General features: G+C 72.0%; 24 protein-coding genes. 6 read left to right on the top strand and 18 right to left on the bottom strand.

Annotated features, from left to right (window positions below; genetic code table 11):
- Positions 1–265 precede the first annotated feature (265 nt).
- Positions 266–1,051, top strand: a complete 786-nt coding sequence (locus tag ACWFRU_RS07785) for an SAM-dependent methyltransferase (protein ID WP_453685207.1) — start codon at positions 266–268, stop codon at positions 1,049–1,051.
- Between the two features lie 18 nt (positions 1,052–1,069).
- On the opposite strand, the gene ACWFRU_RS07790 is transcribed toward ACWFRU_RS07785, so the two are convergent.
- Entirely contained in the window at positions 1,070–2,206 is a 1,137-nt protein-coding gene (locus ACWFRU_RS07790) for an FAD-dependent oxidoreductase (RefSeq protein ID WP_453685208.1), read from the bottom strand.
- 77 nt (positions 2,207–2,283) lie between these two features.
- Positions 2,284–3,006, bottom strand: a complete 723-nt coding sequence (locus ACWFRU_RS07795) for a TetR/AcrR family transcriptional regulator (RefSeq protein WP_453685209.1) — start codon at positions 3,004–3,006, stop codon at positions 2,284–2,286.
- A gap of 234 nt (positions 3,007–3,240) precedes the next feature.
- Between ACWFRU_RS07795 and ACWFRU_RS07800 the strand changes: the two genes are divergently transcribed.
- The 3 genes from ACWFRU_RS07800 (at position 3,241) to ACWFRU_RS07810 (ending at position 5,530) form a co-directional block, all read left to right on the top strand.
- A complete protein-coding gene (locus ACWFRU_RS07800; protein WP_453685210.1) occupies positions 3,241–3,657 on the top strand; it encodes an ATP-binding protein in 417 nt (138 codons plus the stop codon).
- Positions 3,658–3,793: 136 nt separating this feature from the next.
- Complete coding sequence (locus tag ACWFRU_RS07805; protein ID WP_453685211.1) at positions 3,794–4,150, top strand: DUF779 domain-containing protein; 357 nt, start codon at positions 3,794–3,796, stop codon at positions 4,148–4,150.
- 162 nt (positions 4,151–4,312) lie between these two features.
- Positions 4,313–5,530, top strand: coding sequence for a phosphodiester glycosidase family protein (locus ACWFRU_RS07810; RefSeq protein ID WP_453685212.1), 1,218 nt, complete (start codon positions 4,313–4,315; stop codon positions 5,528–5,530).
- 22 nt (positions 5,531–5,552) lie between these two features.
- Here the strand turns inward: ACWFRU_RS07810 and ACWFRU_RS07815 are convergent, their stop codons facing one another.
- From ACWFRU_RS07815 to ACWFRU_RS07870, 12 genes are all read right to left on the bottom strand, one after another.
- Positions 5,553–7,133, bottom strand: coding sequence for a hypothetical protein (locus tag ACWFRU_RS07815; RefSeq protein WP_453685213.1), 1,581 nt, complete (start codon positions 7,131–7,133; stop codon positions 5,553–5,555).
- Positions 7,134–7,217: 84 nt separating this feature from the next.
- The gene (locus tag ACWFRU_RS07820) at positions 7,218–7,412 is read right to left on the bottom strand and encodes a hypothetical protein (RefSeq protein ID WP_363206092.1); all 195 of its coding nucleotides are present in this window, start codon (positions 7,410–7,412) and stop codon (positions 7,218–7,220) included.
- Positions 7,413–7,547: 135 nt separating this feature from the next.
- Positions 7,548–8,405 carry a phosphatidylinositol-specific phospholipase C/glycerophosphodiester phosphodiesterase family protein gene (locus ACWFRU_RS07825; RefSeq protein WP_453685214.1) on the bottom strand — a complete coding sequence of 286 codons (858 nt, stop codon included), beginning with the start codon at positions 8,403–8,405 and terminating at the stop codon, positions 7,548–7,550.
- 127 nt (positions 8,406–8,532) lie between these two features.
- Positions 8,533–9,219, bottom strand: a complete 687-nt coding sequence (locus tag ACWFRU_RS07830; RefSeq protein WP_453685215.1) for an ABC transporter ATP-binding protein — start codon at positions 9,217–9,219, stop codon at positions 8,533–8,535.
- Positions 9,212–10,126 (bottom strand): ABC transporter ATP-binding protein, encoded by a 915-nt coding sequence (locus tag ACWFRU_RS07835; RefSeq protein ID WP_453685216.1) that lies wholly within the window; start codon positions 10,124–10,126, stop codon positions 9,212–9,214. The genes ACWFRU_RS07830 and ACWFRU_RS07835 overlap by 8 nt, the downstream gene beginning before the upstream one ends.
- Positions 10,127–10,167: 41 nt before the next feature.
- Positions 10,168–11,046, bottom strand: a complete 879-nt coding sequence (locus ACWFRU_RS07840) for an ABC transporter permease (protein ID WP_453685217.1) — start codon at positions 11,044–11,046, stop codon at positions 10,168–10,170.
- Positions 11,039–12,004 carry an ABC transporter permease gene (locus ACWFRU_RS07845; protein ID WP_453685291.1) on the bottom strand — a complete coding sequence of 322 codons (966 nt, stop codon included), beginning with the start codon at positions 12,002–12,004 and terminating at the stop codon, positions 11,039–11,041. Before ACWFRU_RS07845 ends, ACWFRU_RS07840 begins: the two co-directional genes overlap by 8 nt.
- 32 nt (positions 12,005–12,036) lie before the next feature.
- Positions 12,037–13,632 carry an ABC transporter substrate-binding protein gene (locus ACWFRU_RS07850; protein ID WP_453685218.1) on the bottom strand — a complete coding sequence of 532 codons (1,596 nt, stop codon included), beginning with the start codon at positions 13,630–13,632 and terminating at the stop codon, positions 12,037–12,039.
- A 126-nt stretch (positions 13,633–13,758) separates the two neighbouring features.
- A complete protein-coding gene (locus ACWFRU_RS07855; protein WP_453685219.1) occupies positions 13,759–14,886 on the bottom strand; it encodes an acyl-CoA dehydrogenase family protein in 1,128 nt (375 codons plus the stop codon).
- Positions 14,883–16,064 carry an acyl-CoA dehydrogenase family protein gene (locus tag ACWFRU_RS07860; RefSeq protein ID WP_453685220.1) on the bottom strand — a complete coding sequence of 394 codons (1,182 nt, stop codon included), beginning with the start codon at positions 16,062–16,064 and terminating at the stop codon, positions 14,883–14,885. The genes ACWFRU_RS07855 and ACWFRU_RS07860 overlap by 4 nt, the downstream gene beginning before the upstream one ends.
- Positions 16,061–17,029, bottom strand: a complete 969-nt coding sequence (locus ACWFRU_RS07865; RefSeq protein WP_453685221.1) for an NADPH:quinone oxidoreductase family protein — start codon at positions 17,027–17,029, stop codon at positions 16,061–16,063. Before ACWFRU_RS07865 ends, ACWFRU_RS07860 begins: the two co-directional genes overlap by 4 nt.
- Before the next feature lie 79 nt (positions 17,030–17,108).
- Positions 17,109–17,726 carry a helix-turn-helix domain-containing protein gene (locus ACWFRU_RS07870; protein ID WP_453685222.1) on the bottom strand — a complete coding sequence of 206 codons (618 nt, stop codon included), beginning with the start codon at positions 17,724–17,726 and terminating at the stop codon, positions 17,109–17,111.
- A 77-nt stretch (positions 17,727–17,803) separates the two neighbouring features.
- Between ACWFRU_RS07870 and ACWFRU_RS07875 the strand changes: the two genes are divergently transcribed.
- Together ACWFRU_RS07875 and ACWFRU_RS07880 are read left to right on the top strand one after the other, a co-directional pair.
- Entirely contained in the window at positions 17,804–18,796 is a 993-nt protein-coding gene (locus tag ACWFRU_RS07875; RefSeq protein ID WP_453685223.1) for an NAD(P)/FAD-dependent oxidoreductase, read from the top strand.
- 51 nt (positions 18,797–18,847) lie between these two features.
- The gene (locus ACWFRU_RS07880) at positions 18,848–19,783 is read left to right on the top strand and encodes an SDR family oxidoreductase (RefSeq protein WP_453685224.1); all 936 of its coding nucleotides are present in this window, start codon (positions 18,848–18,850) and stop codon (positions 19,781–19,783) included.
- A gap of 146 nt (positions 19,784–19,929) precedes the next feature.
- Here the strand turns inward: ACWFRU_RS07880 and ACWFRU_RS07885 are convergent, their stop codons facing one another.
- From ACWFRU_RS07885 to ACWFRU_RS07900, 4 genes are all read right to left on the bottom strand, one after another.
- Positions 19,930–20,766, bottom strand: a complete 837-nt coding sequence (locus tag ACWFRU_RS07885; RefSeq protein ID WP_453685225.1) for an enoyl-CoA hydratase/isomerase family protein — start codon at positions 20,764–20,766, stop codon at positions 19,930–19,932.
- Between the two features lie 112 nt (positions 20,767–20,878).
- Positions 20,879–21,631: a PIG-L deacetylase family protein gene (locus ACWFRU_RS07890; RefSeq protein ID WP_453685226.1), complete on the bottom strand. Its 753-nt coding sequence runs from the start codon at positions 21,629–21,631 to the stop codon at positions 20,879–20,881.
- Between the two features lie 39 nt (positions 21,632–21,670).
- Complete coding sequence (locus ACWFRU_RS07895) at positions 21,671–22,996, bottom strand: alpha/beta fold hydrolase (protein ID WP_453685227.1); 1,326 nt, start codon at positions 22,994–22,996, stop codon at positions 21,671–21,673.
- 88 nt (positions 22,997–23,084) lie between these two features.
- On the bottom strand, positions 23,085–23,929 hold an 845-nt coding region (locus ACWFRU_RS07900; RefSeq protein ID WP_453685228.1), incomplete at its 5' end, for a substrate-binding domain-containing protein.

Consider the following 23,929-nt stretch of genomic DNA (forward strand, 5'->3'; position numbering starts at 1 on the left):
AACGCGCGCGGTATTGCCGATGATGCGGAAACCAATGGAATTTCGGAAGGTTCTCCCAGGCCTGCGCAAAGAGACGGAAGGGGCGGCGGCGAACGTCCGTGACGGCTGAACCGAGAGGACGAATGGCGCGAACGGCACGGCTCGGCCGTACGGGGTGTGACTGATTCATCGCCCTCGCACGCCCGACCCCAACACCCCATGCTCAAGGTGATGTTGCTGTGGCAGACTGCGGCGATCCAAGCGTCTCGCAGCAACGGAGTACGTCATGACCGCAGGTGCGCCCAAGCCGACGATCGACACCAGCAAGCCGCATCCCGCGCGTGTCTACGACTGGTTGCTCGGCGGCAAGGACAACTACCCCGTCGACGAGGCCGTCGGCGAGAAGCTGCCCCCCGAGGCGAAGGACGCCGCGCGGCAGAACCGCGCGTTCATGAACCGTGCGACCGCCTGGCTCGCCGCCGAGGGAGTGGACCAGTTCCTCGACATCGGCACCGGCATCCCCACCGCGCCGAACCTGCACCAGATCGTGCAGAAGGCGGTGCCCTCGGCGCGGGTCGTCTACACCGACAACGACCCCATCGTGCTGGCCCATGCGGAGGCCCTGCTGGTCAGCAGCCCCGAGGGGATGACCGACTACATCCAGGCGGACGTCCGCGAGCCGCTGGAGATCCTCGGGCACGCCCGCGGTCTTCTCGACTTCGACCGTCCGATCGCCCTCTCCCTCATCGCGCTCATGCATTTCCTGCCCGACGACCAGGACCCGTACGGCATCGTGCGCACGCTGGTGGACGCCCTGCCCTCCGGCAGCCACCTGGTGCTCTCGCACGCCTCGTCCGACATCTTCCCGGAACTGGCCGAGCAGGTCACCGCCGAGTACGCCAAGGGCGGCATCAAGCTCGGCTTCCGCAACCGGGCCGAGGTGGCCCGCTTCTTCGACGGTCTCGACCTCGTCGAGCCCGGCCTGGTGACGGCCACGGAGTGGTTCAGGGGAGACACACGGCCGCAGGCCGAGGACAGCGGGATCTACGCGGCGGTGGCCCGCGTCCGCTGACGGGCGGAAGCACTGGAGCTAGTTGCCGGCGAACCAGTCGAGCAGGCTCTGGGGCGCGTCCTGGCAGAAGCAGCGGATGAGACCGTCGGCGGATTCGGCGGCGGTCTTCTCGCTGCGCGGGAACAGCGCCTCTTCGTAGGAGGCCAGCGCCGCTTCGACGTCTCCGGGACGTGCCGCGACGGCCGCCGCGAGTTCGGCTCCGTCGAGCATGGCGAGGTTGGCGCCCTCCCCCGCGAAGGGGGACATGAGGTGCGCCGCGTCGCCGAGCAGCGTGACGCCCGGGACGCGGTCCCAGCGGTGGCCGATCGGCAGGGCGTGGATCCGGCGGGGGATCAGCGCCCCGTCTGCGTCGGCGACCATTGCCCGCAGGCTCTTGTCCCAGTCGGCGAAGTGCTCCAGCACGCCGGCCTTGGCCGGGCCCGTGTCGTCGGCGGTGAAGTCGATGGTCGTGATCCAGTCCTCGGGGGCCCTGAGCGCGGTGTAGATGTGCAGGCTGCCGTCGGACTCGCGGTGGGCGAGCAAGCCTTTGTCCTCGGCGAGCGCGAAGAGCATGCCGTCGCCGACGACCGCGGCGCTTTCCGGGTGGCGTACGTCGGCGTCGAGGAGGTCCACCTCGACGAAGGAGATGCCGGTGTAGGCGGGCACGGCCTCCGAGACCAGTGGCCGGATCCGGGACCAGGCGCCGTCCGCCCCGATCAGCAGGTCGGTGGTGAAGGCGGAGCCGTCCGCGAGGGTCACCTCATGGCGGCCGCCACCGAGCGGACGCGCCCCGGTGATCTTCGCGCCCCAGCGCACGGCGCCGTCGGGCAGCGAGCCGAGCAGCAGGTCACGCAGGTGGCCGCGGTCGATCTCGGGACGGCCGCCGTCGCCGTCGTCCGCCACCTCCATGCGGACCACGGCGTCCTTGTCGAGGACGCGCATGGCCTCGCCGCCCGGGTGGACGAGCGCGCGGAACTCCTCGTACAGACCGGCGGCGCGCAGGGCGGCCTGACCGGACTCCTCGTGGATGTCGAGCATGCCGCCCTGGCCGCGGGCAGCCGGTGATTCCTCAAGGTCGAACAGGGCGGCCTCGATGCCGTTGACGTGCAGGACGCGGGCGAGAGTGAGGCCTCCGAGGCCCGCGCCGATGATGGCAATGGGGTGGTGTGTGGTCATGGTGATGCTCCTTGGGGCGGCGTGGTGGTGCGGGTGCGGGTGGCGGTCGTGTTGTCGGATTTCGACCGCGCGCGAGCTCAGCCCCGGGCGCCGTCGACCGGGACGGGCGTGCCGAGGATGCCGTTGATCAGCGTCCGGAAGCCCCAGGAGATCCGCTCCTCCGGCCGGCCGGACACGAGCTCGCCGGAGAGCCGGGCGACGTGCGGGTGCGTACGGTCCGACGCGTCCCGCAGGGCTCCGGCGAGCGCGTCCCACTCTTCCCGGGCCTCGGCGGCCTGGTCGGCCGGAGAATGCTCGGCCGGGGAATGCTCGGCGGCGGTCGCGGTGGCGTACTGCAGCAGCAGGTCGACGCCCCAGGCGGCCTGGCCGGGCGGGACCTCACCCTCGTCGAGCAGGGCGAGCAGGGTCTCGATGAGGCGCAGGTAGTGCTCGCCTCGGGGCCGGGCCACGAGCGCGGCCTTGGCGAGGCCTCGGTGGCGGAAGAGCACCGCGGTGTAGGAGGTGAGGACCCCCTCCAGGCGCTCCCTCCAGTCACCCCCGGCCGGTGTCTCGACCGCCCCGAGGAGTTCGTCCAGGATCGCCGCGTGCAGCTCGGCGGTGTTGCGGACGTAGACGTACAGGGAGGCGGGCCCCGTGTCGAGCTCCTGGGCGAGGCGGCGCATGGTCACCTTGCCCAGGCCCTCGACGCGCATGATCTCCACCGCGGTGGCCACGATCCCCGCCCGGGAAAGGGCGGGCTTGGCGGGTCGCTCACGGCGGCTGCGCGGGGCGGGACGCGGGGCGTCGGAATGAGCTGTCATATGACCAGTGTAACGAACATGTTCGTCACGAGCACGTTCGGAGCGAACAGGTTCGTTCCGAGCCGGTCAGCCCATGGGGCCCGGTAGCAGCCCCACTCCCAGGCACTTGGTTGGCGATCAGCGGAGGCGGGCATGACCGTGGACAGCACCGGCCGCGCATGACAGGGCGCGGCCCCGGCGAGCGGAAGTCGCCGCGAGTACGCCGGTTGTCCCAGGGGAGGGGAGTGAGTCGCCATGCGTGCGCAACAGCGCGCCCATCGGCACGTCGCCCGCGTTGAGTACGCATTGCCGCAGGAAGCCGCATCGGCCGGCCGGGCGCGGAGGCTGACCTCCGCGTTCCTCACCAGGCCCCGCCGGCGGCTGACGGAAGTGGATGCCGAACGGGTGGACGATGCCACGCTGATCGTGTCCGAACTCGTCGCCAACGCCACCGAGCACGGACGCAGTCCCTGCCGTCTGCGCCTCGAGGTCTCCGACGACCATGTGACCGTCGAGGTGCACGACGCGAGCCCCGACGGCCCGCGCGTGCTCGCGCCGAGCACCGAACGGGACCATGGGCGCGGCCTGGCGATGGTGCGTCACCTCTCCGCGCGCTTCGAGGTCGTCGGCAGCGGCAGGCGCGGCAAGGCGGTCCGGGCGGTTCTCGCCTGACGCAGCACAGGGCCGCCGGCCGCGCCCGCGCCCGCATCCGCATCCGCATCCGCGAGCGCAACGTCCTCGCAACGTCGCCCGGAGTTGACTGGGCGGCAGTGACGGTGACGGTGACGGTGACCAAGGAGCGGCAGCCATGACCGATACTCCACGCGTGGAGCTGACCCCTGCCGCCGCCGATCTGGTGCGGCGACTTCGGGACCTCCACGGTCCGCTGATGTTCCATCAGTCCGGCGGATGCTGCGACGGCAGTGCGCCCATGTGCTACCCGGAGGGTGAGTTCCGTACCGGCGGCTCCGACGTGCGCCTGGCCTCGCTGGACGTCGAAGGGGTGGCGGAACCGGTCGCCTTCTGGATGTCGAGGAGTCAGTACGACGTGTGGAGCCACACCCGGCTGATCGTGGACGTCGTGCCCGGCCGGGGCAGCGGCTTCTCCCTCGAAGCCCCCGAAGGCGTACGTTTCCTCATCCGTTCCCGATTGGTCGGCACCTAGCCACCGCCCCTGCACCCGTCCGGCGCTGCCCTCTGGTGCACTTTCTGACCGACCCTCAGACTGGTGCGATTGGTCGGCAGGAGATTTCAGGGGGCATGGGTGGCAGCACGGCGCACGCACATCTTGGGACGGTTCAGAACGGCGAGAGCGGCGCTCTCGGCCATGACGGCACTCGGCACGCTGGCCGGTGCGGCTCTGATGGGAGCGGCACCGGCCGGCGGCGTGGAGGCGGACGGAAAGACGTCCGCCTCGCGGATCGCGCCGGGCGTCGAGTACCGGCAGTTCGACATCGCGGCCTCGCACGGCAAGGCTCGCGCGCATGTCCTTGACGTCGATCTGAGCAACAAGAACACGAGCGTCGGCCTGCTCTATCCGGGCGCGGTGGGCGCCCGTTCCGTCGTCTCCGCGCTCGCGGACGGGGCGGGGGCGGTCGGCGGGATCAACGGCGACTTCTTCAACATCTCCGAGACCCAGCATCCGGGGGTCGAGGCCACCGGAGCGCCCGTCGGCCCCGCGATCGCACGCGGCCGGGCGCTCAAGGCGGCGGTGCCGAACGGGCAGCGCTTCGGTCCCGCGATGCCCCCTGGTGTGACCACCCAGGCCGTGCTCGGCGTGGGCTACGACCGGCGGGCCCGCCTGGACAGCCTCCGTCTCGACGGCGAAGTACGCACCCAGCAGATCCGGCTGCCGCTCGGCGGGCTCAACCAGTACGCCCTGCCCGTGGGTTCCGTCGGCGCGTTCACCAGCGACTGGGGCAGCACCTCGCGGGTGCGCTCCACCTGCGGCACCGACACCAACCGAGGCGCTCCCTGCAGCACGGACACCCATGAGGTGACGGTGCGCGGCGGCCGCGTCGTGGCGTCCGCGCCGACACCCGGCAGCGGTCCGGTGGCCCACGGCACCACGGTCCTCGTCGGGCGCGAGGCGGGCGCGCAGGAGCTGCGCAAGCTCTCCGTCGGCGAACGGGTCGGCGTCAGGCACCGGCTGGTGGCCGCCGAATCACGCAGCCCGTTCCGCTTCGCGCTCGGCGGCTTCCCCGTCCTGCGCGACGGCCTCCCGCTGCCCGGCCTGGACACCGCCACCTCGGCCGTGCGGACGGCCGCCGGGATCTCCGACGACGGCCGACGCCTCCTGCTCCTGTCCCTGGACGGCTCCCCCGAGTTCCGTACGGGACTGACCGTCGCCGAAGTCGCGGACACCCTGCGGGGATTGGGCGCGCGGGACGGCTTCAGCCTGGACGGCGGCGGTTCCTCCACCCTGGTCTCCTCCGCCACCCTGGTCGCGAAGCTCCCGGGCGCCGACGAAGTGACCGTACGCAACAACCCCAGCGGCGGCGTGGAACGCCCGGTGCCAAACGGCATCGGCGTCTTCTCGGGCTGACCGGTGCCGGGGCTGCGCGTGTTCAGTCGGCGTCCCGCACCGCCACCAGGCCGTTGAACACACCCACGTACGCCGTACCGTCCGGGCCCAGGGTCACCGGCGCCCAGTTGTTGTCGTACGCGATGCCCGTGCCGGCCAGGCGCTTCCACTTGGTCTCGCCGGTGCGGAAGTCGACGGCCGTCAGGTACCAGGCGTCGACGCCGAGGCTGTTCGGCTCCTTCGTGTAGAAGTACAGCAGCCCGTTGGCGGTGGACAGTTTGGGCACGTTCGACGGGGCGCGGACATCGCTCTCCCACACCGTGTCGCAGCCGCTGCCGTCCTCGCGTACGTCGATCCTGCTGACGCCGCCGACGACGCTGCGCCCGAAGGTGAGCGAGGTGATGTTCTCGTAGCCGTAGTTGTTCTCGACGACGAGGCTGTTGCCCCAGCTGATCAGCGAGTTGTCGGTGGTGGACGCGCCGGAGCGGAAGACGGGGACCTTGCAGACGAGCCGCTTGTCGTCGGCGATGCCGTCGCCCCGGCGGTAGACGAGGACGTTCATGCGGTCGTCGGCGTTGTCGGTGATCGCCACGTAGTCGTCGTCGCCCTGGCCGAAGAGGTCGGGGGTGGTGCCCGAACCCTGGTTCACCGAGCCGGGCTTGCTGCCCGTCCCTCGGTCGTACGTCTGGCGCCAGACGGCCTTCGGGGTGCCGTCCGCGGCGGCGCGGAAGCTGTAGAGCGCGTGGTCGGAGACGATCGACACGCCGTCCTCGGCGACGGAGAAGGAGTTCTGGATCTCCTCGCCTTCGAGGCGGATGGAGCGGACGGCACCGGACGCGGGGTCCACGGTGCCGACGCGGCCCTGCCGGGTCACCCACCAGATGCGGCCCTCCCAGTCGGGCATCACCGAGGTGACCGGGTCACATTCGCCACTCGGGTAGAGGTTCGTCCAGGTCACGCAGTCGTGCGGGACGTGCGCGGTCAGGTCCCAGTCCTTGTCGACGACGAAACGCCAACTGCCGTCCGCCGTCCGCTCGTGGGCGAGCCTGATGATGTGCTGCCGGGAGTCGGCGAGGACGAGCCGGTCCTCGTGGTCGAGGTAGGAGTAGGCGCCGCCCGAGGTGTCCTTGAAGATCTTGGCGAAGTCCAGGCGGGTGATGGCCTCGACGGTGGAGGGGCGCTGCGGGAGCTTGTACTCGGCGAGCGTGGCCAGCGTGTCCGGGTCGAGCAGCTTGACCAGGAAGCCGGTGAACGTGCCGCAGACGGTGACGATGCGGCCGGCCTTGTCGAAGGTGACGGTGGCGCACTCACCGCCGAGTGCCGCCATCTTCTCGCTGCTGACCTGGGGCTTCTTCCCCAGGGGCCCGTTCCAGGGGTACGTTCCGCTGCCCGCCGCGTCCGCGTGCATCCCGCTGCGGCCGTTGGCGGCCAGATACGGGTGCTGGGGCGGCTGTTCGCCGGGCAGCGGGCGGGCGTCGGCGGGTGCCCCGGTGTACTGGTCGACGAGCCGGTGGCCCGGCGCCTTCGGTATGTCGTCCGCCTGGACGGCGGGCGCGAAGGACGCGGCCGAGACCGTGAGAGCGGTCAGGGCGAGGGCGCTGCTGAGGGTTCTGCGACGCGGCATGGGCCGAAGCTAGGGGCAGCGCCTTGAAGTGTCCATGGAAACGTGACAGTTGTTCATGAACACGCAATGACCATGGCGGGACGGTCAGGGCTGCAGGCCGCTCACGATGTCCGCCGCGGCCGTGACCCCGTTGTGGATGGTCGGCGCCATGCTCGAACTCGCCAGATAGAAGCCGAGCAGCGCACAGACCACCGCGTGCGAGAACTTCAGCGCGCCGTTGCGCAGAAAGACCACTGCCAGGATCACGAGCAGCAGCACCACAGAGACCGAGACGGCCATGGGGACAACCTCCTCCGCCACGTCAACATCGCGGCTTTGGGCCGAGTGTGGCGCAGCGGAGGGACCGTCCGGGCGACCGGCATGTCCTCCGAACGGGTGTTATGTGCCGGGAGGTTGCTTCGGCCGGGCCTCGGCCTACTGTCCGTGGGCGTCGAGGAAGGCCTCGAGCCCCGCCAGGTCGTCCGTGTTCAAGTGGTCGACGCCGGCGGCGAGGAGCTCGCCCCACACCGCGTCGCGCGCCGGTCCCGCCAGGTCGGGCGTCGCCCAGAAGCGGACGCGCTGGCCACGCTTGTGCGCGGTCGCGACGATGCCGCGCAGCTTGTCGCGCTCGGCGGCGGGAATCGGACCCACGCCCTGCCAGCTGAAGTTGAGCGTCCAGTTGTCGCTGATCAGCGGGATGAGCGAGGCGGGCGCCGCGCTGCCCAGGTCGGCGAGGCGGCCGTCGTAGAAGGCGCGGCGCACGCGCTGGGCCTCCATGGGCGCGCGGGCGGCCCGGTCGCCGGATATCACCGCGGTCACGGGGCCGCGGCGCACCTTGCCGTGGGAGTACGTGGTGAACAGGTGCCGGTAGCGCCGCAGATGCCGGTCGAGTTCCAGATACGTCGCCGCGCCCTCGGTCTTGATGTCGATCAGGAGCTGGAAGGGGGTGCGGTGGTGACCGCGGTACACGGAGCCGTGGTGGGCGCGGACGCGGGCCGCCAGGGGGTCCAGGTAGAGCGACTCGAGGGTGCGGCTGGGGTCGAGGTCGATCGGGTCGTGCGCGACCAGGAGCTGTCCGTCGACGAGGTAGATGTCGGCCTCGACGCTGCCGAAGCGGTGGTCGAGCGCGTCGAACAGGGGCCGGGGGTGCTCGTAGTCGTTGTGTGCGTGGGCGCGGACGAGAGGGCGGGGGTGGTGTCCTCGCTCGCCTGCCTGGGCGTACGCGGGGACGGCGGCGGTGCCGGCGAGTGCGGCACCGATGGTGAGGGCTCTACGACGGGTGATGAGTGCCACGAAGACTCCCGGAAAGGGCATGAGGACGACGAGCGGGCCTCAGTGAGTATGAGGCCATGCTCGCGTCAAGAAACCCCTTGGCGACGGGAGTTGGCGCTATCGACGCCCCTCGTTCATGGCCAATGCCTCACGCGTCCCGCGGGGTCTCCCCCGAGGTCTCCCCCACCAGTTCGGACCAGTGGACGGTCCGCTCGCACCAGCGCTCGAGAAGCACCCGGTCGTGGCCGACCGCGAGCAGTCCGGCGCCGTTCTCCCGCCGGTACTCCTCCACGGCGTGCACGAGTGCCGCCGTCGTCGAGGCGTCGAGCATCGCCGTCATCTCGTCGCAGATCAGCCAGCGCGGGCGGAGCACGAGGGCGCGGGCCAGGCAGGCGCGCTGCAACTGTCCGTCGCTGACCTCGTGCGGCCTGCGGCCCAGGAGGTCCTCGCCGAGGCCGACCGTGGCCGCCAACTCCCGTACGCGCGCGGTGGCTTCGCTGCCCCGTCCGGTCGCGCGCAGTGGCTCGGCGATCAGGTCGGTGAGGGTGAGGCGCGGGTCGGCGGAGAGGCGGGGCTGCTGGAAGACGACGCCGAAGGCGGTGCGCTGGGCGCGGGGGGCGCGGTGCCGCCAGCCGCGGGCCAGCTCGCCGTCGATGACGACGCGGCCCGCGTCGGGCTTGTGCAGCAGCGCGGCGACCCGGGCCAGGGTCGACTTTCCGCAGCCGCTGGGGCCGAGGAGGCCGACGGAGGCGCCGGGCGCGAGGGTGAGGTCCACGCCGCGCATGACGGGGGCGCGGCGGTCGTATCCGGCGGTGATGGAGCGGAGTTCAAGCACGGGGTGCCTCCAGCACGGCCGCCGTATGGGGGTGGTGGCAGGCGACCCCGGCCACGGCGCGCGGCACGGTTTCGCAGGTGTCGTCCGCCCCGGCGCAGCGCGCGGCGAACGCGCATCCTCGCGGCAGCGCGGAGAGTTCGGGCGGCATGCCGGGGATCGGCGTGAACTCCCGCTCGGGGAGGGCGTTCAGGAGGCCGCGGGCGTAGGGGTGCCGGGGTCCTGGGGTGCCGAAGAAGTCCCGGGCGTCGGCGAGTTCGACGATGCGGCTCGCGTACATCACGGCGACGCGGTCCGCGATGCGCTCGGCGGCGGCCAGGTCGTGGGTGATCAGGAGCAGCGCGCGGTCCTCGCCGACGTGCTTGCGCAGCTCGTCCACCGTGCGGTCGACGAGGTCGCGGTCCAGGCCCGTGGTCGGCTCGTCAGCGAGCAGCAGCGGTGCGTCGCCGATGAGCGCGAGCGCGGTGGCGGCACGCTGGGCGAGCCCCCCGGAGAGTTCGTGCGGGTAGCGGTCCAGGTGCCCGGCGGGGAACGCGGCGCGCTCGGCGGCGGCTTCGGCGGCCTTCCGCAGCTCCGGTCGGCGCACGTCCGCCAGCTCCCGCAGGGTCTCCTCCAGCTGGGCGCGGACCGTGCGGACCGGCGTCAGGTGCGCGGCCGGGCTCTGCGGCACGAGTCCGACGCGCCGCCCGCGGACCGTGCGGGCCAGGGTGCGCTCGTCGGCGGCCAGCAGGTCGACGTCGCCGATGAGCGCGGACCCGGCCGTCTCCGCGTTCTGCGGGAGCAGCCCGAGCAGCGCCGATGCGAGCACGGACTTGCCGCAGCCGCTCTCGCCGACGAGGGCGAGGCACTCCCCCGCCGCGAGGTCGAAGTGCGCGTCGGTGACGGCGGAGACGAAGGTGTCGCCGCGCATGCGGAACCGTACGGAGAGACCCTGCACAGACAGGACGGGAGTCACAGCATCAGCTCCGATCGGCGCCGGGGGTTGATCCGTTCCCGCCAGGCGCCCGCGAGGCCCGCGATCGCCAGGGTGGGCACGATGATGAACAGGCCGGGGAAGAGTGTCGGCCACCAGTCCCCGGCGAGGAGCGAGCCGCGCGCGCTCTGCACGAGGGTGCCGAGGCTCGCCTGGTGGGTGGGCAGTCCGAGCCCGAGGAAGGACAGCGCGGACTCGTGCCAGATGGCGTGCGGCACCATCAGGACGGCGGCGAGTCCGGCCTGCGGGAGCACGCCGGGCAGCAGATGGCGCACCGTCACGCGCATCCGCGACGCACCGCCGGAGATGGCCGCGTCGACGTACGGCCGTGAGCGCAGCGAGAGCACCTCGGCGCGCACGATGCGGGCCGTGGACAGCCAGTGCGTGAGCGCCACCGAGATGACCACCGGCCAGACACCCGGCCGGAACATCGCCACGATGAAGATGCCGAGCAGCAGGTGCGGCACGGACGAGAAGACGTCCACGAGCCGCATCACGATCCGGTCGACCCAGCCGCCCGACGCGGCGGCGAGCGCGCCCACGGCGGTGCCGATGACGGTCGCGACGACGGCCGCCACCACGCCCACGAGGAGCGAGACCCGCAGCCCGTACACGCAGCGCAGGAGCAGGTCGCGTCCCACGTCGTCGGTACCGAAGGGGTGCTCCCAGGAGGGCGGTTGCAGCTTGGACGCGAGGTCCACGGCCTGTTCGTCGAGGTTGGCCAGCGGTGGCACGACGAGGACGGCGAGGACCACCGCCGCGACGATCACCGCGGAGGAACGCACCCGCCACGCGCGCGTGGAGCGGCTCTTGGAGGCGCCCCCGAGGGAGGCGCGCCAAGTAGTCGTCTCAGCCATCGAATCCCACCCTGGGGTCGGCGAGGCCGTACAGCAGGTCGGCCAGGAGGTTGCCGAGGAGCACCGCGGCCGTGGCGAGGACGGTGAGCGCGGCGAGCAGCGGGAAGTCCACGGCGGTCGCGGCGGACACGGTGGCCGCGGCGATGCCGGGCCAGCTGAAGACGGTCTCCACCAGGAGCGCCCCGGTGATCAGTTCGGGCACGCGGGAGCCGATCAGCGTGAGCACCGGCAGCATGCCCGAGCGCAGCGCGTGTCCGAGCAGGACGGTCCGTTCGGCGAGGCCACGCGCGCGTGCGCCGCGGACGGGGTCGTCGCCGAGCGCGTCGCTGACCCCTTGGCGTACGTAGAGCACGAACCACGGGAGCTGCGAGATCGCCAGGACGGCGGCGGGCAGCACGAGGTGGCTCGCGACCTGCCCGGCGGTCACCGCCGAGTTCGCGGTGTCCGTGAGCCCACCGGACGGCAGCACCCCGAGCTTCAGGGCGAACAGCCAGACGGCGAGCAGGCCGATCCAGAACGGCGGGGCGGCTTCGAGGGTGTACGCGAGCGAGGTCACGGCACGGTCGAGCCAGCCGCCGGGGCGGCGCGCGGCGAGGACGCCGAGCGTGGTGCCGACGAGGATGGCGAGCAGGAAGGCGGTGGCGGCGAGCAGCACGGACCAGCCGATGCGCTCTCCGATGACGTCGGAGACGGGCTGGCGCAGGGTGCTCGAATCGCCGAGGTCGCCGTGCACGGCCGACGTCAGCCAGTCCCACCAGCGCTGTGTGAGCGGCTGGTCGACGCCGAGGTTGCGGCGCAGCTGGTCGAGGTTCTCCTGCGACGCGGTGAGCCCGGCCGTGCCCGCGTACGCCTTGACGGGGTCGAAGGGGGACGCGGCGGCGATGGCGAAGACGCCGAAGGTCACGGCGAGCAGGACCGGGACGGCGAACAGGGCCCGCCGTCCCGTCATGCGCGCCATCGGCCCCCAGGGGAGCTTCTGGAGCGCGGTGATCACTGCTTCGGCTGCCAGTCCTCGACGTTCCACCACGGTCCGGACGCGAGGCCGTGGTCGTGCGGCTCGATCTGGGTGGTCAGGTCGCCGAAGCGCTTGTCGACGACGTAGAGGTGGTCGATGTGGGTGAGGAAGGTGTAGCCCGGGTTCTTCACCAGCTCGCGCTGGATGGTGTCGTACGCGGCCTGCCGCTTGGCGTGGTCGCCGCTCTCGCGGGCCTCGTCGAGCGCCTTGTCGACCTTGGGGTTGTCGTAGTGGGCCATGTTGTTGAAGCCGTCACCCGCGAGCGAGGACTTCAGGAGGGTGTACTGGTCGAAGTCCGGGTCGGCCGGGGAGCCGCCGCCCGCGAGGACCGCGTCCTTGGGCATGCGCGGCTCGATGACCTCCCACGTACCTGCCTGGACCTCCACCTTGATGCCGATCTTCTTGGCGTCGGAGGCGTAGGCGAGGGCGTGGTCCTGGCGGAGCTTGTCGCCGGAGAGGTACCAGAGGGGGAACTTGGCCTGGACGCCGTCCTTCTCGCGGATGCCGTCCTTGCCCGGCTTCCAACCCGCCTTGTCGAGGATCTTCTTGGCCGCGGCCAGGTCGTGCCCCCGCTCGGTGCCCTTGGTGAACCAGGGGCTGTCGGTCGGGACGGGCCCGTAGGCCTCCTTGCCCGCGCCGTCCAGGATCGAGTCGACCATGGCCTTGCGGTCGACTCCGGTGTCGAGTGCGCGCCGGATGCCGGTGTCGCCCGTGACCTTGTTGCCGGTGGGCAGCGTCACCACGCGGTAGTCGAAGGTCTTGGCGGCGTAGGACTTCTTGTTGCCGTCGCTCTCGTACTTCTTGGCGAGGTTGGGCGGCAGGATCGCGCCGTCGAGCTCACCGGCGTCGAGCCGGGTGGCGCGGATGTCGTCGTCCTTGATGATCGCCATGGTGAAGTTCTTGACCTTCGGCGCGCCGCCCCAGTAGCCGGGGTTGGCCTTGAAGGTGAGCTTCTCGCCCTTGGACCACTTCACCAGCTTGTACGGGCCCGTGCCGACCGGCTTGGTGGTGAACTCACCGGTGTTCACGTCCTGCTTGCCGGCTATGTGCTCGGGCGCGATCGGCAGGACGGTGCGCTCGGCGAACGGCGCGTAGGGGTACTTGAGGTGGAAGACGACGGTGTCGTCGCCCTTCGCCTCGACGTTCTTGACGGCGTCGAGCTCGGTCTTGGCGGCGTTGTTGGTCTTCTTGTCGAGGATCGTCTCGTACGTGAAGACGACGTCCTTGGACGTGAAGGGCTTGCCGTCGCTGAACTTGACGCCCTTGCGCAGCTGGAAGGTGTAGCTCTTGCCGTCGTCGCCGACCTTGGGCAGTTCGGCCGCCAGGGCGGGCTTCAGCTTCATGTCGGCGTCATGCGTGAGCAGGCCGTCGAAGATCTTGGAGTTGCCGTCCTTGCCGTAGCCGAGGAGCGGGCTCAGGGTGTCCGGCTCGTACGCGATGCCGACGACCGCGGAGTCCTTGGCGCCGCCCGCGTTCTTGCCGTCGCCCGGCGCCGAACAGGCCGATGCGGCGACCGCCAGTGAGGCGGCCGCCGCTACCGCGCCCGTACCCCGTATCGATCGGGCCCTCATGCTCCACACCCCTACTGAAGATCAAACGTTATTGCGAACGGGTCGCAATTATGCCTCATGTAATGGGTGGGTAAAACGTGCGGGCCGTACCAAGTGGATCACAGTGTCCGGGGCCGGCGGCCGGGGTCAGGGAGCCGGCAGATGCACGCGTGCGGCCAGCTCCTCCCGGTGGCGCCCCACCGTGCCGAGCGCGATCGAGTCGGCCTTGGCCCGCTTGAGGTAGAGGTGGACGGGGTGCTCCCACGTCATTCCGATGCCGCCGTGCAGCTGGAGCGCCTCCTCGGCGATGTGCACCGTGGCCGGTGACGCGTAGGCCTGCGCGAGAGCCGCCGCGACATCGGCGTCCTCGTCCTTGGCGGCGAGGGTGTCGGCCGCGTTGCGGGCGGCGGCGCGGAGGTTGACCACCTCAAGCCAGAGCTGCGCCAGGCGGTGCTTGAGCGCCTGGAAGGAGCCGACGGGCCGGTTGAACTGGTGCCGCTCCTTCGTGTGCCGGACCGTCTCGGTCAGGCACCAGTCGGCGAGGCCCAGCTGCTCGGACGCCAGGAGTCCGGCCCCCGCCCGCAGCCCTTGCCGTACGGCGGGCTCGGCCTCCGGAGCGACCGCACGCGCGCGTGCCCCCTCGAAGGTGACCGTGGCGAGCGGCCGCGTCAGGTCGAGCGAGGTCCGCGGCGCGACGCTCACGCCGGCGTCTTCCGCGTCCACCGCGTACAGCCCCGCGCCCGTCGGCACGAGGAACACATCGGCGGCCACGGCGTCGGCGACTCCGGTGACGCTCCCGTGCAGGGCGCCACCCTCCACACGTACGTCGGGCAGGGCGTCGCCGGGAGCAGTGGTCAGGGGCACGGCGAGCACGCCGACCGTGCGTCCCGACGCGAGCGCGCCGAGGAGTTCCCGCGCCGCGTCGCCGTCACAGGCCAGCAGTGTCTCGGTCGCGATGACGGCACTGGTCAGATAGGGCACGGGCGCCACCGCGCGGCCCAACTCCTCCAGGACGACGGCGGCTTCGCGGTGCGTGGCGCCCTGACCGCCGAGGTCCTCGGGCACGAGCAGACCCGCGAGCCCCATGCCGTCCGTGAGCGCCTTCCACAGCTCGCGGTCGTGCGGCTCGGCGGTCTCGGTGCGGGCGAGCACGGCGGTTGCCTCGCAGTGGTCGGCCAGCAGGCCGCGCACCACCGAGCGCAGCGCCTCCTCCTCTTCGGAGTACAGCAGGTCGCGCTGGGCGGGCTGCGAGATCTGTGGTGGCTGCGTACTCATCGGGCGAGGTCCTTCCAGGCGACGTCCTTGTCGGTGCGCGGCTCGGAGGGCAGTCCGAGCACGCGCTCGGCGACGATGTTGAGCAGCACTTCGCTCGTGCCGCCCTCGATGCTGTTGCCCTTGGCCCGCAGATAGCGGTAGCCCGCGTCACGGCCGACGAAGTCGACCTTCGCGGGCCGCCGCATCGTCCAGTCCTCGTACAACAGCCCTTCCTCGCCCAGGAGTTCCACCTCCAGGCCACTGATCTCCTGGTTCAGACGGGCGAACCCGAGCTTCATGCCCGAACCCTCCGGGCCTGGCTGCCCCGCGACGAGCTGCTGGCGCAGGCGCTCTCCGGTGACCCGGGCGACCTCGGCCTCGACCCACAGCTTGAGGAGGCGCTGGTGCAGGTCGTGCGTGCGCAGCTCGGGGCGCTCGCGCCAGGCCTCGACGACCGGGCCGATCATGCCGCCCTCCCGCGGGATGCGGCTGCCGCCGATGGACACGCGCTCGTTCATGAGGGTGGTCTGCGCGACCTTCCAGCCGTCGCCGATCTCACCCAGGCGGTGCGCGTCCGGGATGCGTACGTCGGTGAGGAAGACCTCGTTGAACTCGGCCTCGCCGGTGATCTGCCGCAGCGGCCGCACCTCGACGCCCGGGTCGGTCATGTCGCAGACGAAGTAGGTGATGCCGCGGTGCTTGGGCACCTCGGGGTCGGTGCGGGCGATGAGGATGGCCCAGCGGGCGGCGTGCGCGCCGGACGTCCACACCTTCTGCCCGTTGACCACCCAGGTGTCGCCGTCGCGGACGGCACGGGTCCCCAGGGCGGCGAGGTCGGACCCGGCGCCCGGCTCGCTGAAGAGCTGGCACCACACCTCGTCGCCGACCCACAGCGGCCGCAGGAAGCTGCGCTTCTGCTCCTCGGTGCCGAAGCGCAGGATGGTCGGCGCGGCCATGCCGAGGCCGATGCCGATGCGGCGCGGGTCGTTGTCGGGCGCTCCGGCGGCCTCCAACTCGGCGTCCACGACGGCCTGCAGGGACCTCGGGGCCCCGATCCCGCCGAGCCCCTCGGGGTAGTGCACCCAGGCGAGACCGGCGTCGAAGCGTGCCTTCAGGAAGGCCGCGCGCTCCGTCGTCGCCGGTGGGTTCGCGGCGAGGAACTCCTTTGTACGGCTGCGCAGTTCGGCGGCATCCGTCATGCGTCGCCTCCCTCGGGGACCACGGCCACCCGCCCCGTGGTGACGCCGTCCGCGACCCGCTGGACCGCGGCGGCCGCGTCACTCAGCGGCACGCGCTCGCTGATCAGCGGCTTGATCGCGCCCTTGGCCGCGAGCTGGGTGAGCTCCTCGTGGCAGCGGAGGATCGCCTGGGGGTCCTTGGTGTTGTAGAGGCCCCAGTGCAGTCCGAGAACCGCGTAGTTCTTCACCAGGGCGTGGTTGAGCGCGGGCGTGGGGATGACGCCGCTGGCGAAGCCGACGACGATGATCCGTCCCTCGAAGGCGACGCACTTCGTGGACTGCGTGTACGCGTCGCCGCCCACGGGGTCGTAGATGACGTCGGCGCCACGGCCGCCGGTGGCTTCCTTGACCGCGCCGATGACGTTCTCCGTGCGCCGGTCGATGACCAGGTCGCAGCCGAGGTCCCGCGCGACCTCGGCCTTCGCCGCGCCGCCGACGACGCCGATGACCTTGGCGCCCGCCGCCTTGCCGAGCTGGACGGCGGCGCTGCCGACGCCGCCGGCCGCCGCGTGCACCAGGAGCGTCTCGCCCTCCTGGAGGTGCGCGCGGCGGTGCAGGCCGAACCAGCCGGTCTGGTAGCCGATGTGCAGCGCGGCGGCCTCGGCGTCGTCCAGGGCGTCGGGCGCGAGCAGCACGGCCGCGGCGTCCGCGAGCGCGTACTCGGCGAAGCCGCCGTAGGGAAGGGCGGGGTTGGCGATCACGCGCCGCCCGTCCTCGGTCTCGCCGCAGATCTCCACGCCGGGCGTGAACGGCAGCGGGGGCGTGACCTGGTACTGCCCGCGGCAGAGCAGGGCGTCCGGGAAGTTGATGTTGGCGGCGCGGACCTTGAGGAGCAGCTGTCCGTCGCCGGGCACCGGCCGGTCCACGTCTTCGAGGCGCATCACCGCGCTCGGCTCGCCGTTCTGGTGCACTTGCCATGCCTGCATGCGGGGCCTCCACGGGGCTTTCGTAGACCGGGCTCCGTCGCATACTAAGCGGTCGCTTGCAGACAGGGGAACCGTCTCGTCAGTCCGTTTCGCTCTTCTGCCGGGAGGGCCGCGCCCGTACGTGCATCCGCTCGCCCTGCGGCCCGAACAGGCTGAGGAATTCCGCGGACCCCTCCCCCGTGGACCCGAACCAGTGCGGCAGCCGGGTGTCGAACTCCGCGGCCTCGCCCGCCGTGAGGACCACGTCATGGTCGGCGAGCACGAGCCGCAGCCGCCCGGACAGCACGTACAGCCACTCGTATCCCTCGTGGGTCTTGAGGTCGGGCTCCGAGGAACGCTGGGGCTCGAACACCTTGTACGCCTGGAGACCGCCGGGCTGGCGGGTCAGCGGGACCATCGTGCGGCCGTGCCGGACGATCGGCTTGGCCCGTACCCGCGGGTCGCCGACGGGCGGGGCGCCGACCAGCTCGTCCAGGGGGACCTGGTGGGCGCGGGCGATGGGCAGCAGGAGTTCGAGGCTGGGCTTGCGGCGGCCGGACTCCAGGCGCGAAAGGGTGCTCACGGAGATCCCGGTGACCTCGGCGAGGCCCGCGAGGGTCGCGCCGCGCTCCTTTCGGATCCTGCGCAGGCGGGGGCCCACCTCGGCGAGAACGCCGTCGAGATTCGCGCCGTCGTCATCGTTCGCTGTCTGCGTCATCTCTCTATTGCAGTATCGGCAAACTTGATTGTCAATCCTGCACGGCTGGTGCGACGGTCTCCGTGGAGGTGGTCACGATGGCCAGCAAGGACAGCAAGGACGGCAAGGACACCGCCTACGACGTACTCGTCATCGGTGGCGGCGCGGCGGGGCTCAGCGCGGGGCTCGTCCTCGGCCGGGCGCGGCGCCGTGTACTGATCGTGGACGCGGGCGAACCGCGCAACGCGCCCGCCGCGCACATGCAGGGTTACCTGTCGCGGGACGGGATGCCGCCCGCCGAGTTCCTCGCCGTGGGGCGCCGGGAGGCCGAGGCGTACGGCGTGAAGTCCGTCCACGACCGGGTCACGGCCGTGCGGCCCGACGGCTCCGGGGAGTTCGAGGCCGACCTTGCGGGCGGCCGGTCCGTGCACGCCCGCCGCGTTGTCCTGGCCACCGGCCTGGTCGACGCGCTGCCGGACGTGGCGGGCGTCGCCGAGCGCTGGGGCCGCGATGTGCTGCACTGCCCGTACTGCCATGGCTGGGAGGTGCGGGATCAGCCCTTCGGTGTGATCGCGTCACCGGTCACCGGCATTCATCAGGCCCTTCTCGTCACCCAGTGGTCCAAGGACGTGACGCTCTTCGCGCACACCGTGCGGGAGCTGTCCGCCGACGACCGGGAGAAGCTGGCCGTCGCCGGGGTCACGGTGGTGGAGGGCGAGGTGGCCGGGCTCGACGTCGTGGACGACCGCCTGGCGGGGGTGCGGCTGGCGGACGGACGGGTGGTCCCGCGCTCGGTGCTCTTCGTGGAGGCGGGGGCGATCCCGCGGAACGAGCTGGCCGCCCAGCTCGGAGCGGCCACCCAGGAGACCCCCTTCGGTCCCTACCCCGCCGTGGACCCGGCCGGGCGCACGAGCGTTCCCGGGGTGTGGGCCGTGGGCAACGCGGCGGGACCCAAGGTGCAGGTGATCAACGCGGCAGCCGCGGGGTACCAGGCCGGTCTCATGATCAACAACGAACTCGTCCTCGCGGACGTCGACGCAGGGGTGGCGGCGCGCAGGAGGGAGGCCGGCATGAGCACCTCGCAGACATGAAGTCGCCTGCGGGCATGGAGCTTTGAAGCGTTACGCGGTATCGATGCCGCCATGACGGACGACGCGAACGAGGGAGCCCTGCCCGGGCTCCCCGCCCCTCCCCCGCCGGGTACGAGCGCCCTGCCCGAGGGCACGTACGACGGAACAGTCGTCCTCGTGACCGGCGGCGGCAGTGGCCTCGGCAAGGCGATCGCCACGGAGTTCGCGCGGCTCGGGGCGGATCTCGTGATCGCCGGCCGCAAGGAGGAGCGCCTGAAGGCCGCGCGGGACGAGCTCGCGGGCCTCGGCGGGCGGGTGGCGGCCACCCCCTGCGACATCCGGGACCCGGTCCGCGTCGCCGAGGTCTTCGACGCGGCTCAGGCGGCGTACGGCCTGCCAGACGTCCTGGTGAACAACGCGGCGGCCAACTTCCCCGTGCCGGCCGAGGACATGTCTCCGAACGCCTGGCGCTCGGTCGTGGACATCACGCTGAACGGGACGTTCTTCATGACCCGGGAGTTCGCCCGCCGCCATCTCGCGGCGGGCACACCCGGCTCCGTCATCAACATGGGGGCGTCGTACGCGTGGACGGGCGGCCCCGGCTTCGCGCACAGCGCGGCGGCCAAGGCGGGCGTGAAGAGCCTCGTCGAGAGCCTGGCGGTGGAGTGGGGCCCGTACGGAATCCAGGTCAACGGCCTGGTGCCGGGACTGATGCCGCACGAGGACATGACCGCGGACATCCGCGGCAACCTCGACCGGGCCACGACGACGGAGGGGCGCGAACCGGGCTCCGCTCGGCGGGAGTTGGGCTCCCGCCAGCCCGCCCTGCGCGTCGGCGCCCCGCGCGAACTGGGCTGGGCCGCGACCTTCCTGGCCTCGCCCTACGCCCGCTTCATCACCGGGCACACCCTGGTGGTCGACGGCGCGAACTGGCAGCGGCGGGGGCTGGTGAGCCCGGAGGTGGTGACGGTGCGGGAGCAGATGGGGCGCGGCCGATTCGGGGGATAGCGGGGCCGGCGGACATTCGGGAGGGGATGGGGGGGCGCCTCGCCTCCCCGCGTCCCCGGCCACGCCCTGCGCGGCCCCGCCCCGCTCCCTTCGTGGCGGCGGTGGTGGCGGGGGCTGGCGGCGGTGGCGGTGGCTGGCGGTGGCGATTACTTGCCCTCGAACCGCGCTGTCCGCCTCTCCCCCTTCGCCGCGTACCCGGCACGCGAGTCCTCGGACGTCAGTGTGATCGCCGCGTTCATCGCGACCCGGTCGAGCGCCGCGTCCATCCCCGCGTCCGCGTACGCGTCGATGCCCCGCTTGATGCCCTGGACGGCCAGCGGGCCGTTCGCCGCGATCTCCGCCGCGATGTCACGGGCCGTCTTCGTCATCTCCTCGACGGGCGTGACGAGTTGGACGAGCCGCAGCCGTTCGGCGGTGGCCGCGTCGATGCGCCGGCCGGTGAGCGAGAGCAGCTTGGCCCAGCCCGCGCCCGCCTCGCGCGCGATGCGCAGATCGCCGCCCGCGTCCACCGCGACACCGATCTGCGCCTCGGGAAGCGCGAACACCGCGTCGTCGGACGCGATCCGTACGTCCGCCATCAGCGCGAGTTCGAAGCCGAACCCGAGGCAGTAGCCCTGCACGGCGGCGACGATGGGCTGCGGAAGGCCGGCGAAGGCGCGGAACCGTTCATGGACCCAGCGCAGGGCCTCGTAGTAGTTGCGCGTGCGCTCGGAGCCCGAGCGGCCCTCGATGGCGCCGCCGACGTGCGCGGTGATGTCGATCCCCGCGCAGAAGGCGCGGCCCTCCGCCCGCAGCAGCACCGCCCTGATCGAGTCGTCGAAACGGATCCGGTCGGCGAAGATGCCCAACTGGCGCGTGGACTCCCAGCTCCACGCGTTGAGCTTCTTCGGGTGGCAGAGGGTGAGGACGCCGAGGCCGTCCTCGATGTCGAGGCGCAGCCGCTCCTCACCCTCCGGGATGTCCGTGCCGATGGTGTCGATCATCCAGCACCAGCTCCTGCCTACGTTTCTGACGGCCCGTCAGCAATGTGACGCGTCGTCAGCTTAGTGGCGGGGGCGCGGCGCCTGAAGACCTCGTCAGCGCCTGAAGACTTCGTCAGCGGCTGAAGACCTCGAAGGACACCGCGGGCCTCCCGCCGAAGCGCGGCGCCACGCTCTGTGCGTTGCCGGTCAGGAAATCCCGGCAGTACTTCTCCGGGTCCTCCTGGGTCAACCCCTCGATGTACGTGCGGTGTTCGAGGAGCGACCGCACGGAGCGTTCGAGCCCGGCCGTGGCGTCCGCGGCGTGCGTGGGCGACGAGGAACCGGCGACGGCCACCCAGCGCACGCCGTTCCAGGGTTCGAGCGCGTCCTCCTCGATCAGCTCGGGGAAGATCCAGCGGTTGCCCGCGTCGGCCACGGCGTCCAGGGTGGCGCGGCCGACGGCGACGTGGTCCGGGGTGTTCCAGGCGACACCGCCCCACGTGTCGCGGTGGTTGAGCGTGATCACGAGCTCGGGCCGGTGCCTGCGGACCGCGGCGGCGATGTCCCGGCGCAGCTTGATCCCGTACTCGATCACGCCGTCCCTGTGGTCGAGGAACTCGACGGTCGAGACGCCCACGACGGCCGCGCTCGCCCGCTGCTCACGCTCGCGCAGGGGGCCGCACGTAGCGGGGTCAAGGGTGTCGATGCCCGCCTCACCGCGACTGGCCAGGAGGTAGGCGACCTCGCGCCCGCCATCCGTCCATCCGGCGATCGCGGCCGAGCAGCCGTACTCCAGGTCGTCGGGGTGGGCGACGACGGCGAGGGCCCGCTGCCAGTCCTCGGGCATGGGCGTGAGCTGGTCGTTCTCGTTCAACGGCTCTGTCATGCCCGCAGCCTAGCTTCGCGGGACCCCGCCGCGGAGGGCTCAGGCCTCGCCCCGCGCGAGGGCGAGGAGGCGGTCCAGGACGCGCGGCGAACCCACCCGGAGCCCGTCGTGCTCGTACTCGTCGGTGACCCAGGTCCGCAGGCCGCGGATGGAACGGGCGGTGCGCAGCGAGTGGCCGGTGTCGACGTACATGTCGTCGTGGTAGATCGCGGCGGCGGCCGGCACCTCGTTCGCGGCCAGGCGCGCCGTGTCGTACAGGGGCGCCCAACCGGTGCGCGCGGCAAGGAGGTCGGCGGTCTCCCGCAGCGGCCGCAAGGCCGGGTCGCAGTCGAACTGCCAGCGCTGGACGGCTTCCCCGGTGAAGAGGAGCGGCGCGTCCCCGGCGAGCGCCTTGCCGGGGTCGAACTGCGGGAACTCGCCGCGCATCCGCTCGGCCGACCAGTCGGTGGGCCGCTCGCCCTGGCCGTAGATGGTCTCGTGCAGGAGGGCGAAGAGCGGGTGTGCGCGGTGCGAGAGGGCGGTCTGTACGGCTTCACGGAAGGCGTCGGAGAGCGTGTGGCCCGCCGGGGTCCGCACGAAGGCGTCTTCGAGGAGGTAGTGCAGGCGGTGGCTGCCGTCGCTCATGCCGAGCAGCATGCCGAGGGACTGGAACGCCTCGACGGTGAGCCGGTAGCCGCCGTCGAGCACCGGCTCGTGCTCGGCCAGGTGCGCGGCGATGCGTCGGGCGCGCTCGATGTCCTGGGGGTAGCGGGCGTAGTGGGCGCGGGTCTTGCGCTCCATGCGCGGGTAGGCGGCGCGGTAGACGTCGTCCGCGTGGCCGTCGAGTGCGGGCAGGCCGCCGGTGATGATGGCGGTGTGCAGTCCTTCGGGGGCCGCCGAGAGGTAGTGGGTCGCGCAGAAGCCGCCGAAGCTCTGGCCGAGTACGGTCCAGGGGGCGCCGCCGGTCAGCTCGCGCCGGATCAGCTCGCAGTCGCGGACGATGGAGTCGGCGCGGAAGTGCGTCAGGTAGTCGGCCTGCTCGCGGGGTCCGCCGCGCAGCGGGAGCGTCTGGCGCGTCGCGGGCGTCGAGCTGCCGGTGCCGCGCTGGTCGAGGAGCAGCACCCGGTAGTCCTGCAGGGCCCTGCCCAGCCATGCCTCCTTGCCCACGAACCGGTTGGCCCCGAATCCCGGGCCGCCCTGGAGGTACACCAGCCACGGCAGGTCGGCCCCGCGGTCCCCGTGCGCGCTCGCCACGGCCTCGCGGGCGAAGACCTCGATCCGCTCCCCCGCCGGGTCGTCGTGGTCCAGGGGCACGGAGAAGCGGTGGTCGGTGAGGACGACGCCGGGCTGGCGGTAGGAGGCGGTGGCGCTGGCGGCGGGGGTCAAGAGGGCTCCTGGCGACGTACGTGAACGGGACGGTTCGCCCCAGTTCAGCACACCCGCCGCAGGGGCGGTCAGCGGGCCCCGGAGGCGCTCAGCGGGGCGTCAGGCTGGAGCGGCGCACCACGAGCTCCGGCTGGAGCACCACGCGCCGGTGGTCGTGGTCATCGGCGTCGGTGTCCGACTCGGTCTCCTCCAGAAGGAGTTCCGCGGCCATCGCGCCCATCTTGATGGCGGGCTGGCGCACCGAGGTGAGCGGGACGACGGCCGCGGCGGCGAACTCGATGTCGTCGTAGCCGACGATGGCGATGTCCTCGGGCACGCTCACCCCTGCCGCGTACATCGCCTGGAGCACTCCCAGAGCGAGCAGGTCGTTGGCGCAGAAGACGGCGGTCGGCCGCTCGGCGAGGCCGAGGACGCGGGCGCCCGCGTCACGTCCGGCGGCCACGTCGAGGCGCTCGGTGGGCAGTTCCCGCAGCGCCGAAGCGGGCAGACCGGCCTCGGAGAGGGCTTGCAGCGCCCCTTCCCTGCGGTCCTTGACCTGATTGAGTCCGGGCGGGCCGCTCACGTACGCGATGCTGCGATGGCCGGTGTCGAGGAGATGACGCACCGCGAGCGCCCCGCCCAGGACGTCGTCCACGGAGACGGAGCACTCGGTGGCGCCCTCGGCGACCCGGTCGACCAGGACGAACGGAATGTCGTGCCTGCGGAAGGCCTCGATGTTGCGGCCCGTCGCGTCGGCCGGGGTCAGCAGGACACCGCGTACCCGCTGTTCGGCGAAGAGCGCCAGATATTCGGCCTCTTCGGAGGGGCTCTGTCCGCTGTTGCACATCATGACGCGCAGCCCCGCGTCGGGCGCGGGCCCCGCGGGGCCCCCCCCGCCCGGCCCCAAACAACGGTTTTGCCAGAGGCGGCCACGCCGCGCCCCCAGGAGCGGGC

It is taken from the genome of Streptomyces sp. NPDC055099 (assembly GCF_053607685.1).

Excerpts from the sequence above, each read along its gene's own strand:
- ACWFRU_RS07845 (WP_453685291.1), bottom strand. The coding sequence starts at position 12,004 with ATGGCGCGCATGACGGGACGGCGGGCCCTGTTCGCCGTCCCGGTCCTG.
- ACWFRU_RS07860 (WP_453685220.1), bottom strand. The coding sequence starts at position 16,064 with ATGACGGATGCCGCCGAACTGCGCAGCCGTACAAAGGAGTTCCTCGCC.
- ACWFRU_RS07890 (WP_453685226.1), bottom strand. The coding sequence starts at position 21,631 with ATGACAGAGCCGTTGAACGAGAACGACCAGCTCACGCCCATGCCCGAG.
- ACWFRU_RS07855 (WP_453685219.1), bottom strand. The coding sequence starts at position 14,886 with ATGAGTACGCAGCCACCACAGATCTCGCAGCCCGCCCAGCGCGACCTG.
- ACWFRU_RS07850 (WP_453685218.1), bottom strand. The coding sequence starts at position 13,632 with ATGAGGGCCCGATCGATACGGGGTACGGGCGCGGTAGCGGCGGCCGCC.
- ACWFRU_RS07835 (WP_453685216.1), bottom strand. The coding sequence starts at position 10,126 with ATGCGCGGCGACACCTTCGTCTCCGCCGTCACCGACGCGCACTTCGAC.
- ACWFRU_RS07805 (WP_453685211.1), top strand. The coding sequence starts at position 3,794 with ATGACCGATACTCCACGCGTGGAGCTGACCCCTGCCGCCGCCGATCTG.
- ACWFRU_RS07885 (WP_453685225.1), bottom strand. The coding sequence starts at position 20,766 with ATGATCGACACCATCGGCACGGACATCCCGGAGGGTGAGGAGCGGCTG.
- ACWFRU_RS07790 (WP_453685208.1), bottom strand. The coding sequence starts at position 2,206 with ATGACCACACACCACCCCATTGCCATCATCGGCGCGGGCCTCGGAGGC.
- ACWFRU_RS07795 (WP_453685209.1), bottom strand. The coding sequence starts at position 3,006 with ATGACAGCTCATTCCGACGCCCCGCGTCCCGCCCCGCGCAGCCGCCGT.
- ACWFRU_RS07820 (WP_363206092.1), bottom strand. The coding sequence starts at position 7,412 with ATGGCCGTCTCGGTCTCTGTGGTGCTGCTGCTCGTGATCCTGGCAGTG.
- ACWFRU_RS07875 (WP_453685223.1), top strand. The coding sequence starts at position 17,804 with ATGGCCAGCAAGGACAGCAAGGACGGCAAGGACACCGCCTACGACGTA.
- ACWFRU_RS07800 (WP_453685210.1), top strand. The coding sequence starts at position 3,241 with ATGCGTGCGCAACAGCGCGCCCATCGGCACGTCGCCCGCGTTGAGTAC.
- ACWFRU_RS07880 (WP_453685224.1), top strand. The coding sequence starts at position 18,848 with ATGACGGACGACGCGAACGAGGGAGCCCTGCCCGGGCTCCCCGCCCCT.
- ACWFRU_RS07870 (WP_453685222.1), bottom strand. The coding sequence starts at position 17,726 with ATGACGCAGACAGCGAACGATGACGACGGCGCGAATCTCGACGGCGTT.
- ACWFRU_RS07785 (WP_453685207.1), top strand. The coding sequence starts at position 266 with ATGACCGCAGGTGCGCCCAAGCCGACGATCGACACCAGCAAGCCGCAT.
- ACWFRU_RS07865 (WP_453685221.1), bottom strand. The coding sequence starts at position 17,029 with ATGCAGGCATGGCAAGTGCACCAGAACGGCGAGCCGAGCGCGGTGATG.
- ACWFRU_RS07810 (WP_453685212.1), top strand. The coding sequence starts at position 4,313 with ATGACGGCACTCGGCACGCTGGCCGGTGCGGCTCTGATGGGAGCGGCA.
- ACWFRU_RS07815 (WP_453685213.1), bottom strand. The coding sequence starts at position 7,133 with ATGCCGCGTCGCAGAACCCTCAGCAGCGCCCTCGCCCTGACCGCTCTC.
- ACWFRU_RS07840 (WP_453685217.1), bottom strand. The coding sequence starts at position 11,046 with ATGGCTGAGACGACTACTTGGCGCGCCTCCCTCGGGGGCGCCTCCAAG.